A 16,386-nucleotide genomic window follows, 5' to 3' on the forward strand; every position below is an offset into this window, starting at 1 on the left:
TCCTTATTAATTAATCAATTAACCAAGACACAGGTGTACAAGGGGCAGCTTTATCTGTATTTATGCATGTAGACTCCGATAAAGTAACTTGGTGTATCCGTGTATTCGACTTAGGCTCTGAATAAGTTTTGGTTTCGCTACTTGGGTTCCACCCGCGTAAAATAAGTGATTCTTGGTTCTGTGCCTTTTTCAAAGTGCTGAAATGCAGCTCGCTATCCCACGTCAGCAAACTATAAATATCAGGAAAAACAATATAATGAGGATTAGTTTTAAATTGAGACCAACCAGAATCTAGGTAACCAAATGCAGGTAAACGCCAATGCTCAATATCACGCCAAAGTTGGGCACTTTGACCATTGTCTATCGGCAGTACAGCAAAATGAAAATGATGGAGCCCCTGAATTTGTGACTCTGGTGATGGTAAAACCATTCCCGATGCACGCCCCGGCCGCCAAGTGAGATTGGCTTGGCCTAACCAACCCACACTACGCAATAGGGTTACGCGAATAATATCGGTTTGGTTTGCGGGTATCTCATACTCTCTGAGCCCTTCCGTAACAACACACATACCTTTTTTATCATCATATTGCATTACCAAACTTTGCATTGGATAGAGTGCCGTTGGTGCTTCTGTCCAATTTTCTTCTCGCCATATTTTCATGGCAGCTGGCTGATTTTCTCGCTGGATCAAACCAAAAGGTTGGTCTGCGAAATGAAATACCTGTTGAACTGCCGTAGGGATCTCTACCTGAATTCGATGGTCTTCGACCGTATTATTGATAGTGATTTCAACATCTAACCATGCCTTATCATGAGGCAAAGAAAGTTTCATGCTAGCTGCTAAATACGCATTAGCTTGCTTTTCTTGGCGAGCCGCCGCATTTTGAGGAACGGGTATCTGCCAATTAAGCATAAGCGAATCCATTAAAGACGCCCTGATACAATCAAATTGCTGTAAGTGGCCATCACTACTGATTAACCAATCATTTTCAGGTGGCGAATAGTTATAATTATCCCCTGCGTCCCCACCATCAATTAATCGAAGAATATTCGGATAATGCTGCTGGCTGCGTTTATCGGTTAGCGTCAACTGCCCTTGATGTATTTTGAGCTTCAACCATTCATTTTCTAATATATTTTCAGCCTGAATATGGGTAGGAGTGTCAAAGCCCGCATTTTCACCTTCAAGTAAATAAAAAGTCCGATAACCACAGGAAGGTAGGTCTTTCGCTTCAAGTAATATTTCACACTTCCGATACCATGTCGTTGTTGTACTATTTGCCAGTTCTTGTACGATCAGTGACATATCTTGTTTTTCTTCGCGAATAAGTTGCCAGCGGCAAGGTATCCCTGCATCGTCCTTAATACAAAATTGCTTTTCAGGTGTATAAAGTGTAATGCGAACCTGCGCATCTCTTTTATGTGGCAACGAATTGAAGATAATTACTTTTTTACCTTCTTGGGTCGCCTCTATTCCACGAGCAAGCATCTTCATATTCAAGTCAAACAGTTGATTCGCACTTTCTAAGCCGTCTTTTAAGCGCGCTTTTACCATGCTATTAACACGATCAGAGTTACACCCACCAATACTGTCGTGGGCATGCGACTGCATCGCTTTGCGCCAAATATTATCAATCGCGGTTTGTGGATAAGGCAAACCAAGCCGCCAATTAATCGCCAAAAGTGGCTCGAGTTGTTGGCTAACAAATTGCTCTAACTGCGCATTTAATAATTTGATATCCACCCGTGTAGAAAAAATACCACGGTGGACACGCATATATTTCGGGCTCAGTAATTCACCTTCAAATTCAGGTAATACCGAACTATTAGCTTGAAGCGCATCAAAAAATGCACTAAAGCTGCTTTTGACAAAATAATAGTCATTTTGTGCTTTGTTTAGCTGCTCAAGCATCCCGGGAACGGCATACTCGAATGGCGACTGGTCATTACCATTAGGTAACAATATTTGGTCCGAATAAGCAAACCGAGCCTGTTTTTCTAAGATTGCTGGTAAAACAGCTGACGCTTTTTCTGGGTTATCAGGCAACCATTTCGCACAACCATACCCCCAAGGTAATACCGCCGTAGTGACTCGATGGCCTGATTGAGATTTCCAAATAAATTCACTACTGGCAACATCATGTTCACACCAGCCGCGCCATACCACCGCATGGTTAATGCCAAACTCTTGTAAAAACATTGGAAGCTGTGCACTTTGTCCAAATGAATCAGGCACATAGCCTATTGACATATAGTTTTCCCATTGTTCACAATCGGCTTTGCCCAATAATAAATTACGCGTAATGGATTCGGCTCCCACCACTAAAAAATCCGTTTGTGTATACCAAGGCCCAATAAGAATTCGGCCTTGTTTAATTAATTTTAGTAGGCTCTCACGTTGTTCTGACGCAACCTGTAAATAGTCTTCCAACACGACAGTTTGCCCATCCAATACAAATGGTCCAAGGGTGGGATCTTCTGCTAAATGTTTTATTAAATCATTCATAAAATAATAAAGAATAATTTTGGAATCATTCTCCGTGAAATACCATTCACGATCCCAGTGTGTATGTTGAATTAAATGTACAGTTTTCATTATATAACCTTTGAATATTTTTTAGCCGAGCGAATCCATCACGTTATTCACGCTAATTAACACAGCACAATATTAATAATATAAAAATTCGATTAACGTCCGACTTTAAATTTAGGAGTCGCCGTCTCTGTTTTTTTAGTTTCTATCGGTTCATTACCACGAAATATTAATAAGGAACCAATGGTAATAATTGCGGATCCCACGGCAACAGACAATATATATATTGGCCATTTATCTACAGCCAACCAACCATAAAAACCTGAAATAGGTGCATGGTTTATCGCACCTAAACCAACTGCCATCGCCGCACCTGTTGCTGCACCAACTATATTGATAATAATAATTTTTGGATTTGCCAGCGCAAATGGAATTGCCCCCTCTGAAACACCAATTAACCCCATTAATGTCGACGCTTTACCAGCCTCTCGTAATGACTCAGGAAAACGTTTTGCCCAAATTAACGTTGCTAAGCCAATGCCAATTGGGGGAATAATAATAGCCACTTGAGCCGCAGTATTTGGCTCATAAATTTCCGATGCTAATAATGCCATTGCAGTAGTTACAGCCGCTTTATTAACTGGACCACCAAGGTCAAATCCAACCATTGCACCGATAACGGCAGCAAGAATAACTTTATTAGACCCCGACATTGATAAAAGCCATTGTTCCATACCATGATTAAGTGCCGCTAAAGGTGCACCAATCACAAATGCCATAATAATACAAGTGAGTAATGTACCCCCGACTGGCAAAATAAAAATAGGTCCTGCTGATGCAAGTGATTTAGGTAATTTCGTATACTTCGCTAATAAACGAACAATGTAACCCGCAATAAACCCTGCCGCTAACGCACCTAAAAACCCCGTCCCTAAATTGCTGGCCAATAGGCCACCGACCATGCCTGGCGCTAGTCCAGGTTTATTCGCAATCGCAAAACTGATATAACCCGCAACAATGGGTAACATGAGTGATAACGCTAACCCACCAAAGCCATCAAATTTATGAAGCATTTGCACCACAAAATTTGTCGCTTCCTGATGGCTTGCATCCCAAATATTATCAATACCATATAAAGATGCGCCAATACGCGCTATCCCCATAATTACCGCACCAGCAATCACAAATGGCAGCATCCATGACACACCTGTCATAATGGCATTTTTAATTTCCGTACCAATACCTAATTTAGATGTACCATTAAACTGCCCCATTCTTCATTTCCTCCTCGATGGCATCAATAATTGCATCGCCATGCTTAATTGGATCAGCAACGCTACATTCAAGCTTAATCATTCCATCAAATCGTTCCCTATTAATAACGGCGACATCAGCAGCCAAAATGACTGCATCTGCTCTTGCTAAGTCATCACTGGTAATTTCATTTTCAATTCCCATACTCCCTTGGGTCTCAACTTTGATTTCGTGACCGCGTTTTTTCCCTACGATATCCAATGCTTCCGCTGCCATGTAAGTATGAGCAACACCAGTAGGACAAGCAGCGACACAGATAATAAACATAACAACTCCTTAAAAATTTAATTCAGGTAATAAAAAAAGCACAATGGCGAAAACGCGCATTGTGCTTTTGAAAGACAATTAAAGTTAAATTAGCCAAATTTCCAGGTGCACCACTAGAATGACGGCAAGTCATCATGTGACGTAAACTAGAAACAAGGAACAAAAATAGCAATTCGTAACGCTTACGAATATTCAATGATATTAATGACTTAGCGTAACACTTTCTTTCTACTTTAATCACGTCACTAGCAAATACTGCGGTATAAAGCGTCTGTGCACTCAGCCATAATTGCGACCAATTAACTGAAAAATCGCTCTCTAATTGGTTAGGGTATTCGGATTCGTCTTTTTCTAAAGAGGTAACGGGAACAAACCAGCAAATTTTGCTCAATAAAGCCTTCATTTTGCTATCAAGTGACAGCAAAAATAAAATGCAGGCCTTAAAAAATGAAGCAAAATGTAAAGACATCGTGTTTCCCCTTTAGAAATTTATATCATTCTAATCGTATAAAAGAAAAAATTACTGTGATTCCACCCTCATTTATTAAAATAAATAAAAATTAAAACCATCAAAACCTTATTAACGGCTTTTGTTAATTAATAATAAATTGATTATTAATGGCTTAGATTAAATTTTAAAAATATTTTTTAGCCAAAAAGGTGAAAGAATAAAAAACTGTAAATTCCGCAATAATATGAATTATTAATCTGCATTTTTTATATTAATTCAAAAAAAGTATTTTTATGAGTTTTTATATAGAATGCGATTCAACCGATTGGCTTAATTAAAAGAAATTTAATGAAATAAAAAATTTAAAAAACAACAAATTTAAGATAGGTCAGAATAATGATACATTGAATAACCTTAACTCATTAAATTTATATTACTCAATAAGTGAAGATAATGCAGTTCATCAAAAGCTGATAACATTTTCAATTTTATCAGTTCATTAGACCATTACAAACTCACGATTTTAAACACAATGCTCAAACGAATCAGTGTACTTCAATCACCGAACAAAAAACTTATGGTGAAAAAACAAACTCGGTTTAAACAGCAATCGTCAGCAATTTGTAAAAAACAATCAACCGCCGGTTCTTTGCCTTAAAATTATTAGGCACTTTGCTTGATATCCATCATAAGAATGTACGAACCGTCATTTTATCGCTTGCTGTATCGATTCAATTCGAGTTAAATTTAGAGTATTCGCAGAATCTACGAAGCTAGAAAACAAGTCATTACCCTCATGTAAAATTTGTTTTTCACATAGATAGGGAGAAAACGCAAGTTGCTACTGGCGTTCAAGTTGACTATCCCTATAATGTAGGTCAGCAACAATTCATTTCTAATTAGAATGTACTGATAGGAGTTTTAGCTATGGCTGTAACTAAACTGGTTTTAGTAAGACACGGTGAAAGTGAGTGGAACAAAGAGAACCGCTTCACAGGTTGGACTGACGTAGAACTGTCTGATAAAGGCCGCGAAGAAGCAAAAATTGCAGGCCAACTGCTAAAAGACGAAGGTTTTGTTTTTGATTTTGCTTATACTTCTGTTCTGAAGCGTGCTATCCATACTTTATGGAACATCCTTGATCAAGTTGAACAGCAATGGTTACCCGTTGAAAAAAGCTGGAAACTGAACGAACGCCATTACGGTGCACTGCAAGGGTTAGATAAATCAGAAACTGCGGCAAAATATGGTGATGAACAAGTTAAATTATGGCGTCGTGGTTTTGCGATCACACCACCAGATCTGACTAAAGATGATGAACGTTACCCTGGCCATGATCCACGTTATGCAAAATTGTCAGACAAAGAATTACCTGTCACTGAAAGCTTAGCAACCACTATCGAGCGCGTTGTCCCTTACTGGGAAGAAGTAATTAAGCCTCGCGTTGCTAGCGGTGAAAAAGTCATCATTGCGGCCCATGGTAATTCACTACGTGCCTTAGTCAAATACTTGGATAACATGGGTGAAGATGAAATTCTGAACCTGAATATCCCAACTGCGGTTCCAATGGTTTATGAATTCGATGAAAACATGAAACCAATCAAACGTTACTACTTAGGTAACCAAGATGAAATCGCTGCTAAACAAGCTGCAGTTGCAAACCAAGGTAAAGCGAAGTAATTACTGACTTTATTTTTAATAAAAGGTTGGGCATAAGCTCAACCTTTTTTACACTGTAAAAAACTAGAGTGACAACTAAAAAGTTTCGAATTTAAGTCAAAATCTAGTTTCTACACTCCTTTCCTAAGTACTTGACTCTCTCAGGTTGGCCACTAAAGCCGTTGTATACCTCAACCTCAATGCACTTGTCGGTGACAGAAACCAATAAATAATCCCCTTTAAACAAGGCTCCACTGTCGTAATTTATTACTCCTCGAAGATAACCTACTGTAAAACCTGAAAGATGAGAATGTCCTGAAAAAATAGCTATCACATTATAATCTTTAATCATTTTTTCTAATTTTTCTTTCTCTTTATCTGATGTATATTTTTTTTCTGCAATGTGAGCATAGGAATCATGAAAATTTAAAATAGTCACCTTCCCTCTACGATATGCTTCAGATAAATCTTTATCTAACCACTCCGTTGATTTTGTCACCTTTACACTTCCCGAATTTTCAAAGTAAGTGGGGTAATTATTCAGTTGGACATAATGAATATCTCCCATATCCCATGAATAAGCGCCACTCCCTATCCTTTTTTTCTCATCATAGTCAAAATTAAAATTTTCTAATGTATATTTATAATTAACATTTATTCGTCTTATTAATTCTAAAAAAGAATTTCTAGCACAATTATTTCCCCAACAATCATTAAAATTATTTGCATAGTCGTGATTACCTAATCCTATGTATAATGGAAAATTAATGTTATTCGTATAAATTTCATCAAAGCTTGCCCACGTTTTTTGTCTACCAAATTCAGTGATATCCCCGTTCACAATCCCAAACTTTATCTTATGATGATCATTTAATATATTAATACTGTCCGATACCTTTTGGTTCACTTCTTCCCACTCTTTTCGATCTTTATTCGGGTCTATGCCATTTTCTAATCGCCAAGCTTGAGGGTCTGACATAATCAATATATTATAACTTTCAATTTCTTTAACTTGAGTAACATATACGCTAAATAGATTACTTCTATTACAATTATGGCATGATATATTATATAATCCATGTGGATCATTTACCTCTACCCAATTATGTCGATTTCCTGACTTCGTATACTTCCAATGAATTTTGAATGAACCTTTATAAATTGAATATTCAACATAACCTTCAGCACCTGCATTTGCAAACCAAATAGGCATAAACAAATCACTTCCATTAATTTTTATTTCTGGAGCGGGTTCTTTATGCCATCCTCCAATTATAATTTTCTTATCTATCACATTAATATTACTCCCACTGTTATTATAGACTGTAATTTGGTAATTTGTATTGTAAGCTCTTTGATTAGAGTTATTTGGCTTTACTTTATTAAACTGACTAACACACCCTGTTAAAAAGAAAGAAAAAAACAATACAACTATCAACGAGAAATAATTAAATTTCATTTAACCACCTTAATATTTAACTTGTTTTTTTTCATAAGTGTATTTAATGAGAATGTAAATTCACTATAATACTTATATATCCCACCAAAACATTTAGCATCAAAATTTATTATCTAAAAACAAAAATTGAAGTTGATATCACCAAATAATTGGTTGAATATAATGTTAAATAGCTATTTTAACATTAGTGTTAACTTACAAATAATTCTGGAGACATATGAAAACAATACAAGTAGTCGCACTCGCCTTTTTAATATTATTCAATACTTCAATACATGCCCGTGAGATAAAAAATATTGAGAAAAAAGGATTCGTTCAGTATTTACAAGTCAATATGGGGCAGCATGATAGCCAGACACAGATATCAATTAAAACAAATACTGGTGAAGAATTTTACTGTGAAGATATAGATGGCGCTGTTAGTAGTCGAGTATTATCATTTATTAACTTGGCAATATTATCGATGGAAAAGTCGTACGAAATATATGAATCAGAAAAGAATATAAGATGTTCAATCGGTGTTATTAAAAACTAATTACTGAAGAGAGGATATCATGAAAAGATCTATGTTAATAACCGCGATTGTGCTATCGACAGTATCAATTAAATCGCATGCTGCATTATATAAAAACTGCTCCTCATCTAAAGATAAATCGGGGTATATAAAATCGATTTCTGTTGGTGTTGATAATGGGGAAGATGCTAATGTCTCTATTACATTAAAAATTAATAGTACTGACACAACTCCAATTTCTGTTTATCGAAAAATTAATGATGAAAATGGAAAAGCAATGTTTGATTTATTGCTTTCATCTTATACCAAAGAAAATGCAATTACGATTACTCGCTGTGTAGATGATCAAATTGCGGGTGTAACATCAACAATACGTTATTAATTTTAGGAAAAAAATGAATCTCTATGCAGATAATAGAATATATCTTCCTGGCACTATGGCCATTATAAACATGACAGGAGATAGAAAAAAAATAAAAAGAGTAAAGATAGAATATTATAATGACCGAATGGTAGGTAAAACTTTAATCGTCGATAATCCTGAACCTTTAAAAGTAGTAGGACATACCAAATTTACATATACAGATAGTCACATTAGTTTTGATTATTGGCAAATTAGTGTTGAATGGACATGGTCTAACAGTGATGTCATTATTACTTCAAAGGGAAAAAATAATTTTTATTGTAATATATCCCCTAATGACAATGGTTTAGTTTTAATTTCATTACACTTAGACCCAACTGAGCTTGGTACTATTAATGAAGATAATTATGCAAGGGTGTTTTTTTCAAATAGTTTAGGTTGTTATGAATCTTTAATAAATTAAGCTAGTACTAAAAATATAAACAACTAAATGTTATAATTATTTATTAGGAAAAATAAATTCATGCCTTTATCAAGAAAAATAATTTCAGAACATAATAATATTAATTCAAGAACTACGACTATTCGTAAAGGACAACTGTCAATTACTAATATGTGTACATTTAATATAAGAAATATTGTTATTCGTCATAAAGCCTCCGGTTGCCAAAGAACCGATGTTTTGATTGGATCACTCTCTGTATTTCAAAGTTCTACCTTAATCGATTTTGAGTATTCTGTTTCTAAAACAATTGGTGAAGGCGCATCAGACTATTGGCATTTTTCATGCGTCATGCCCGATGATAACATTTATGAATCAAAAGAATATTTTAACCATAATATTAGATGGCTAGATAACGGTTTTTTATCTATTTGCATAATTCCTTCATTTGATATTTTTCTATTTGCCTCTTGGTCTAAACCAGAAACCTACACCTTAACCTATAAAGCTCCCAAGAAACCGCTGTAAATTCATTTTATTTGATGTATTTACACGAAATTACCAAAATTATAGTGTCAGCTATGTTGAAAATATAAATAACCGATTATCATATGGGGTATTGTCCACTCAGTTTATAGAATAAATAATGAACAAATTTAATATGTATGTTTGGGTTGGTCTTGTATTCAGCGCCAGTATTTTGGGTTCTCTGCTGTATATGATCCAAGGTGGCGAATTAGTCGTTGATGGTTCAAACGGTGCAGCGAATGCTGAGCTGATGAAAACCTTGATGATCATTGCTTGTGTCAGCTTTCCCGTACAAATTATTAGTATGATGATGATGACTTATAAACCTCGGTTATCCATTGTCCTTGCGGTATTAAGTAGCCTAGCATTAATGCCAATCACCATTGTATTTACCATGGGAATGATTTTCTCTGCGATCCGCTGGCGCTATCATCAACTAAACCAATTTGATACCTCTTTAAATGTTCAATTTGACCAACGTGTTGAGTTCAACAAACGTAATAACCGTATTTTAGTCGGTGCACTTGGTTTAATCAGTATCACTTTTATTATATTGAGCCAAAGCTTAGGGATGTTCTTGTTTGTTTTTACCATTTTTCTTGGTTACTTTGGTAGAAAGGCTAGTGACAATATCTATTTAGCGGTTAAAGACTCATATTTTTATATTCGCCCAAATATTTTTGCACATTGTTACCGTATACCATTAAAAGATGTCACTTACGTGAAAGGTGAAAAAGGAAAAGTGCATTTCGATGTTCAGACCGACAATGAAGTATTGCAATTAACGGCAACGCCAGCGAATGCAACACCTGAAGAGCAAGCTAAACTAGAAGAGTTATTAAATAGAATTCAAAAATAAATAAAATGATAAAGCCAGTTTAACGAGATTCTTTCATCGCGATAACTGGCTTTATTATGACTAAATCTTATCGATTACGACGGGCAATCACCGCATCAGATAATTGACGTAATACTTTTTCAGTATCATCCCAACCAATACATGCATCAGTGACACTTTTACCATAAACTAATGGCTCGCCCGATTCTAAGTTTTGGTTACCTTCAACAAGGTTACTTTCAATCATAATCCCTGTAATTGAACGGTCACCTTGGCTGACTTGCTTGCAAACATCCGTTGCGACTTCCATTTGTTTTTCGAATTTCTTAGAGCTATTTGCATGACTAAAGTCAATCATGATACTCGGTACAAGCCCTGCTTTTTCCAGCCCTTCACGTACTTCTTGTACATGTTTAGCACTGTAATTCGGCTCTTTACCACCACGCAAAATAATATGGCAGTCAGGGTTACCGCTCGTATTTACTATCGCAGAGTGGCCCCACTTGGTCACTGATAAGAAACAGTGGGCAGAACGCGCAGAGTTAATGGCATCAATTGCTACTTTAATCGTACCATCTGTACCGTTTTTAAAGCCAACAGGGCAAGATAAACCAGACGCTAGCTCACGGTGAATTTGTGATTCCGTGGTACGAGCACCAATGGCCCCCCAACTCATTAAATCTGCTACGTATTGCGGGCTGATAACATCTAAAAACTCACCCGCTGTTGGTAAGCCTTGGTTATTGATAGTCAGCAACAATTCACGAGCAATACGTAAACCTTCATTAATATCGAAGCTACAATCCATTTTAGGGTCGTTGATTAGCCCTTTCCAACCCACTGTGGTGCGCGGCTTTTCAAAATACACACGCATGACAATTTCCAAAGAACCTTTAAGTTCTTCACGCAATTTACCTAAACGTTCAGCGTATTCCAAAGCGGCTTTAGTATCATGGATTGAGCAAGGCCCGATGACGACAACCAAGCGGTCGTCCTTGCCTGCTAAAATGTTGTGGATAGCGAGGCGGGCTTCATGAACGGTAAACGCAGCTTTATCGGTTGCTGGAAATTTTTCAAGCAGAGCAATAGGTGGTAATAGTTCTTTTATTTGTTTTATTCTGACGTCATCGTTCTGATAATTCATACCCGTATATCCAATGTTTATTATTTTTTACTGTAGTTGATTTGCATGCTAGGTTTCTCCCAAGTTACTGCGCTTGAGTAAAGCGTTGAGCGGAGCGGTGAATGACTTCACTGGGCTTAAAAAAACTTACAAGATAATTAGCATCGAATTTTTAATCTAACTGTTCAACCGAAGTCTGTAAACAGGCAAACGCACGATAAAACCATGGTTTTATTAATCGTTAATTATAAAATGAGGTGAAAGGCTGATATTTAGCACAATAAACAGGCTAAAAACCCATTTGGCAGAGCAAAGAATAACTAAAACGGCTAAACAACGATGATGTCACTTTAGCCGTTTTATCGGATTTTTTCTGGCTAAACACGCGAAATTGGTGAGGAGCCATTCTCTTTAGCTGATTTTATCCAAAGTCTGGAGCCATTGACTGCGATACCTAACAAAATTAAGTATTCTAAAGACATCGCATAAACACCTTGAATAAAGAAAATAACAATACTAATTACGTTAATAATGACCCACAATAACCAGTTTTCAACATATTTACGTGTCATTAAAATCATTGCGACAACGGAAAGAATAGTCATTGCAGAATCCCAGAATGGGAATGCATCTGGTTCTATCGTAGGCATCGCAAGGTTGGCACCAAACAGATTTAATAATTCGACTGCCCATCTTGCAAGTACACCAAATACTGCATCAATATTAAATGTGAGATAAATAATAGCAACGACTGAAATAACCAGTGTTATAGCCGCTTTTGGTAAGCTCAACCAACGAATTTTTAGCTCTGCTTGCTGTGAACTGGTGACCCGACTCCATGCATACCAACCGTAGATATTGGCGACAAAGAAAAATATCTGTAGCAACAGGTTTGCATATAATTGAATTTGAAAGAAAATAACTGCAAATAGAGAAACGTTAATTAACCCAAACAGATAATTAATCGTTTTTTCTAGGCTGGCAAGTAAGATACAAAGTAAGCCGGCAATAGTCCCCACCGCTTCAATGTAAGATAAATCATAAACTGAACCCCATAGCGGGATCTGCACTAACGTATTGGCTGTACTAAAGAAATCCATCCCAAAATCCTTTATAAGTGATCGTTAATGTTGTATTGCCCAGTACTTCATTAAAATTGTATTTATTATTTTAGACTCTCTGCGAAATCTAGCATCTTATTTAATGGTCGTAATGCTTTTTCTCGTAATATCTCACTGACATGAATTTGATGATCTTGCGTATTCCCTTCTAAGGCGTCAGTAATCGCTTTTAAGCCATTCATTGCCATCCAAGGGCAATGTGCACAAGTACGGCATGTGGCGCCCTCACCCGCTGTTGGAGCGATGTAAAGCGTCTTCTCGGGGCAAGCTTGCTGCATTTTGTAAAAAATACCTTTATCCGTCGCCACTATCATCGATGGGTTAGGTAAATTTTGTGCTGCTTTAATTAGTTGACTAGTTGAACCAACCGCATCCGCTAGGTCGACAATCGCTTGTGGTGATTCAGGGTGTACCAATACCGCGGCTTCGGGATACAGTGCTTTCATTTTTTCTAATGACTGTGTTTTGAATTCATCATGAACAATGCACGCACCTTGCCAACACAAAATATCAGCACCAGTTTGCTGCTGTACATAACGACCTAAGTGGCGGTCAGGAGCCCAAATAATTTTTTCACCTAAGCTGTCTAAGTGTTCAATCAATTCCACAGCAATACTTGAGGTAACAACCCAATCAGCCCTTGCTTTAACCGCCGCTGAAGTATTTGCATAAACGACAACCGTCCTATCTGGGTGTTGATCACAAAAACGGATGAATTCTTCTTCTGGGCAGCCGATATCTAAAGAACATTGTGCATCTAACGTTGGCATTAATACATTTTTTTCAGGACTCAGTATTTTTGCCGTTTCCCCCATAAACTTGACCCCAGCGACAACCAATGTTGAAGCGGAATGCTTTGCACCAAAACGCGCCATTTCGAGTGAATCTGCAACACAGCCCCCAGTTTCTTCTGCAAGAGCTTGAATCTCAGGGTCGGTATAGTAATGTGCGACGATAACTGCGTTTTTTTCCACTAATAGCGATTTTATCCGCTCACGATAAAAAGTTTTTTCATCCGAGCTTAGTCGTGCAGGTTTTGCTGGGAATGGGTAAACTGACTGCTCAAAATCGATAAACACGCTCATTTCTTGCCTCTGTTTAGCATAAAGCGATTTTAATAGTTAAATAAAGCTAAAAACCGCCTAAATTTACAAAATTTGTTTTATATACTAAACACGATACGCTAGTTTGCTCAATAAGTCTTCACTATTTTTACTTATCTAGCATCACTTCCTCCCCTTTAGCGATTCACCTCAAAGGATATACCCTGCATGAAAGCAAAAGTTGATTGCTCTTTGATTTATCAATAGATGGTGTTTAATTAAGAGGTTAACTTGTATATGTAATAGGGATCGTACACGTTAATTTTATATCCTCCAATAATTCGAGTTGCGGGCAGGCGACAAGGAAAATAGGCGAGGTGCATAGGTAAATTCTGTGGCTTGGCGAGCGTAGTCACTTATACCTCAACGAAATACCCTGCAACTTGAATGGTTACGGGTATAAATGTCATGAAATAAAAAAGTTACAACCTGCCGACTTGTACTGTAGGCAGGTATGATAAATCAAAGGAAGATATGCAACTAATATATTGGTATAGGTAGAAGAATGGATTCTATAATATTATTCTGACTTACTATATTAGATAGAATTTGCTCTCTGCTATAAAACCCTGCAATATTCTCGGTTAAATTTCCACTCTCAATATGTAATTCAGATTTTATTTTATTTTCGTAACTGATAGCTCCTCCCTCTTTAGTACTATCTTGTATTAGTTTATCACTCGACATATCCATTTCTTGTCTATACTCAGTGACAATTTCAATCTCATCATTCTCAGCATTATTAATCTCTAATTCCTCATCCGATTGTTTATATTGCTGTAAACTCCCTATCGAATAAGATATATCATTTGCACTGTATCTTATATCCGCCAAGGAAGAGTGAAAAGTTAAAGTATATTCTTTAGCATCAGTGATCAACTGGCTAACCTTGGAGTCAAATGTGGATAATAACTGGTGTAATCTAGAGCTAATGTATGGATAATTACGAATACTTTCTGTCACATTGCCATAGCACTCAGCGATATTTGGTGTAATATTTTTTATCTCTTCTGGGTTTTTAATATAAAAGTTCAATTCATCTTGCAGTTTTTGATATTTACCTAGAGCATCCTTAACGGTATGAATATAAACTTTAACTCTATCAATATATATTTTAGATTGAATATATTCAACATATGTTAGTTTGCTTTCCAAATTATAATTTTCGGCAAGGAATATACTCTCGTGTTCAGTTTCTATTTTTAAAATTTGTTCAGTTAATGTATCTAGTTCTACATGAAGTTCTTTTATATTTCCATTTATGGATTCATGATAATCTTTTAATTCCAAAAAATATTTATCTCGTTTTGATACACTTATTTTCATTTTAATTCCCTTTAAAAAAACAAATAATAATTTGATAAGAAATAAAATACAAATTTTATTTTAATATATAATATATGGAAACAATAGTTTATAAATATAGCTACAGATAATAAAAAACAGCGTAAATTCAGGGGGCTTTCAAAAAAAGTAAAAATTACATTAAGTTTACATTAGCGATATCACCACGGTACTTTTTCCATCCCCATGTTTAACCTAATGTACTTTTCGCGATTAAGGCAATTTTGGTACTAACATAGTTTAATTTCTGTCACATCACCTATAAACGCTAACAATTTTCCTTCACTTCGGAAAAAACTTGGTCATTTAAGTACTCTTTTCATGTTTTTTACGTTTGAGGCTTCGCTTTTCTGCCTCTTTATCGGTATCTTAGCCATCCTTACTTAATTCATTAGGTCAGTTATGGAATCACCTGCATTATTAATCAATAAAATTATTTCAGTTTCATTGCTCGATCCAAGAATTGAAGCTGTGGTATTAACCGGCTCTCGAGGGCGAGATCAACATGTTGATAGTTATTCCGATATTGATATCGAGCTGATCGGCCACGGTACATCTGAAATATTCAATCAGAAGTCTTGGATAAATCAGTTTGGTGAACCTTTGGTTGCACTTCATTTGCTAAATCTTGAAGAGGATGCCCCTGATTGGCCAACTTGCTTGGTGATCTTTGAAGAAGGCCGCAAAGTGGATTTCACTTTTGCTGAGCCTGAGCGATTATCTAAGATGAAGCAGCAAGGTTTAGACGCGACATTTTCCCGTGGTTTTACTGTATTACTCGATAAAACAGGGATCACTGAAGGCTTACCTGAAAGTGCTAACCAACAAGTATTTGCTCCACCTCAATTAACTGTGGAGCAATTCACTGAGGTGGTCTCTGATTTTTGGCATGAAGCACATCAAGTTACCATAGCTTTAACTCGTGATGAATTGTGGGTCGCCTGGTCAAGAAGTACGGATATGAAGCAGTATTTCCTACAATTATTAGAACAATTAGTTTTTATCAAAAATGCTCCAATGTGCGATGTTTGGTATAAAGGACGTAATTATCATGAGTGGATGCCTAAACCCTATATTGAAGCGCTAGAAGTTATCTTTAATTGTGGGACTGCACAGAGCTCAGCATTGTCTCTTCAGTGCTTAATGCGTTGCTTTAGTGAAGTAACTACCGAGCTCGCGAGCCTTCAAGGCCGCAATAATATGCAGATTATGGCTGAGAAAATGCAAGAACTGCTCATTGGTATTTTGCAAGATAACGCCTTACTCCCAGAAACCGGTGAAATAAAATAAATAAAGTACAGCGAAGGAATGCAGTGCTTTCATTGT

General features: G+C 36.5%; 16 protein-coding genes. 7 read left to right on the plus strand and 9 right to left on the minus strand.

What is annotated here, in order from left to right; all coding sequences use genetic code 11:
* Positions 1–10 precede the first annotated feature (10 nt).
* The 4 genes from PSE60_RS10820 to PSE60_RS10835 all read right to left on the minus strand — a co-directional run bounded on the left by PSE60_RS10820 (position 11) and on the right by PSE60_RS10835 (position 4,583).
* Positions 11–2,596 carry a glycoside hydrolase family 38 C-terminal domain-containing protein gene (locus PSE60_RS10820; RefSeq protein WP_272665420.1) on the minus strand — a complete coding sequence of 862 codons (2,586 nt, stop codon included), beginning with the start codon at positions 2,594–2,596 and terminating at the stop codon, positions 11–13.
* Between the two features lie 92 nt (positions 2,597–2,688).
* Positions 2,689–3,807: a PTS fructose transporter subunit IIC gene (locus PSE60_RS10825; RefSeq protein ID WP_210840287.1), complete on the minus strand. Its 1,119-nt coding sequence runs from the start codon at positions 3,805–3,807 to the stop codon at positions 2,689–2,691.
* Positions 3,794–4,114: a PTS fructose transporter subunit IIB gene (locus tag PSE60_RS10830; protein WP_210840288.1), complete on the minus strand. Its 321-nt coding sequence runs from the start codon at positions 4,112–4,114 to the stop codon at positions 3,794–3,796. The genes PSE60_RS10825 and PSE60_RS10830 overlap by 14 nt, the downstream gene beginning before the upstream one ends.
* Before the next feature lie 22 nt (positions 4,115–4,136).
* Complete coding sequence (locus PSE60_RS10835; protein WP_272665421.1) at positions 4,137–4,583, minus strand: hypothetical protein; 447 nt, start codon at positions 4,581–4,583, stop codon at positions 4,137–4,139.
* A gap of 909 nt (positions 4,584–5,492) precedes the next feature.
* Here PSE60_RS10835 and gpmA point away from each other — a divergent pair.
* Positions 5,493–6,245 (plus strand): 2,3-diphosphoglycerate-dependent phosphoglycerate mutase, encoded by a 753-nt coding sequence (gpmA, locus tag PSE60_RS10840; RefSeq protein WP_210840485.1) that lies wholly within the window; start codon positions 5,493–5,495, stop codon positions 6,243–6,245.
* A 103-nt stretch (positions 6,246–6,348) separates the two neighbouring features.
* Here the strand turns inward: gpmA and PSE60_RS10845 are convergent, their stop codons facing one another.
* Entirely contained in the window at positions 6,349–7,683 is a 1,335-nt protein-coding gene (locus PSE60_RS10845) for a metallophosphoesterase (RefSeq protein ID WP_272665422.1), read from the minus strand.
* Between the two features lie 217 nt (positions 7,684–7,900).
* On the opposite strand from PSE60_RS10845, the gene PSE60_RS10850 reads away from it, so the two are divergent.
* From PSE60_RS10850 to PSE60_RS10870, 5 genes are all read left to right on the plus strand, one after another.
* Positions 7,901–8,218 (plus strand): hypothetical protein, encoded by a 318-nt coding sequence (locus PSE60_RS10850; protein ID WP_272665423.1) that lies wholly within the window; start codon positions 7,901–7,903, stop codon positions 8,216–8,218.
* Positions 8,219–8,237: 19 nt separating this feature from the next.
* Positions 8,238–8,579, plus strand: a complete 342-nt coding sequence (locus PSE60_RS10855; RefSeq protein WP_272665424.1) for a hypothetical protein — start codon at positions 8,238–8,240, stop codon at positions 8,577–8,579.
* A 13-nt stretch (positions 8,580–8,592) separates the two neighbouring features.
* Positions 8,593–9,024 carry a hypothetical protein gene (locus PSE60_RS10860; RefSeq protein ID WP_272665425.1) on the plus strand — a complete coding sequence of 144 codons (432 nt, stop codon included), beginning with the start codon at positions 8,593–8,595 and terminating at the stop codon, positions 9,022–9,024.
* Positions 9,025–9,084: 60 nt separating this feature from the next.
* Positions 9,085–9,531, plus strand: a complete 447-nt coding sequence (locus PSE60_RS10865; protein ID WP_272665426.1) for a hypothetical protein — start codon at positions 9,085–9,087, stop codon at positions 9,529–9,531.
* Between the two features lie 118 nt (positions 9,532–9,649).
* A complete protein-coding gene (locus PSE60_RS10870) occupies positions 9,650–10,390 on the plus strand; it encodes a hypothetical protein (protein ID WP_272665427.1) in 741 nt (246 codons plus the stop codon).
* Between the two features lie 67 nt (positions 10,391–10,457).
* On the opposite strand, the gene aroG is transcribed toward PSE60_RS10870, so the two are convergent.
* From aroG to PSE60_RS10890, 4 genes are all read right to left on the minus strand, one after another.
* Positions 10,458–11,513 (minus strand): 3-deoxy-7-phosphoheptulonate synthase AroG, encoded by a 1,056-nt coding sequence (aroG, locus tag PSE60_RS10875; RefSeq protein WP_272665428.1) that lies wholly within the window; start codon positions 11,511–11,513, stop codon positions 10,458–10,460.
* Positions 11,514–11,869: 356 nt separating this feature from the next.
* Entirely contained in the window at positions 11,870–12,592 is a 723-nt protein-coding gene (gene pnuC / locus PSE60_RS10880; protein ID WP_210840397.1) for a nicotinamide riboside transporter PnuC, read from the minus strand.
* 65 nt (positions 12,593–12,657) lie between these two features.
* Positions 12,658–13,698 carry a quinolinate synthase NadA gene (nadA, locus tag PSE60_RS10885; protein ID WP_272665429.1) on the minus strand — a complete coding sequence of 347 codons (1,041 nt, stop codon included), beginning with the start codon at positions 13,696–13,698 and terminating at the stop codon, positions 12,658–12,660.
* A gap of 498 nt (positions 13,699–14,196) precedes the next feature.
* Positions 14,197–15,042, minus strand: coding sequence for a hypothetical protein (locus PSE60_RS10890; RefSeq protein ID WP_272665430.1), 846 nt, complete (start codon positions 15,040–15,042; stop codon positions 14,197–14,199).
* 420 nt (positions 15,043–15,462) lie between these two features.
* Between PSE60_RS10890 and PSE60_RS10895 the strand changes: the two genes are divergently transcribed.
* Positions 15,463–16,350, plus strand: coding sequence for an aminoglycoside 6-adenylyltransferase (locus PSE60_RS10895; RefSeq protein ID WP_272665431.1), 888 nt, complete (start codon positions 15,463–15,465; stop codon positions 16,348–16,350).
* The last annotated feature ends 36 nt before the right edge of the window (positions 16,351–16,386 follow it).

Origin of the sequence: Providencia sp. PROV174 (genome assembly GCF_028480685.1) — a bacterium.
Lineage (GTDB): Bacteria > Pseudomonadota > Gammaproteobacteria > Enterobacterales > Enterobacteriaceae > Providencia > Providencia rettgeri.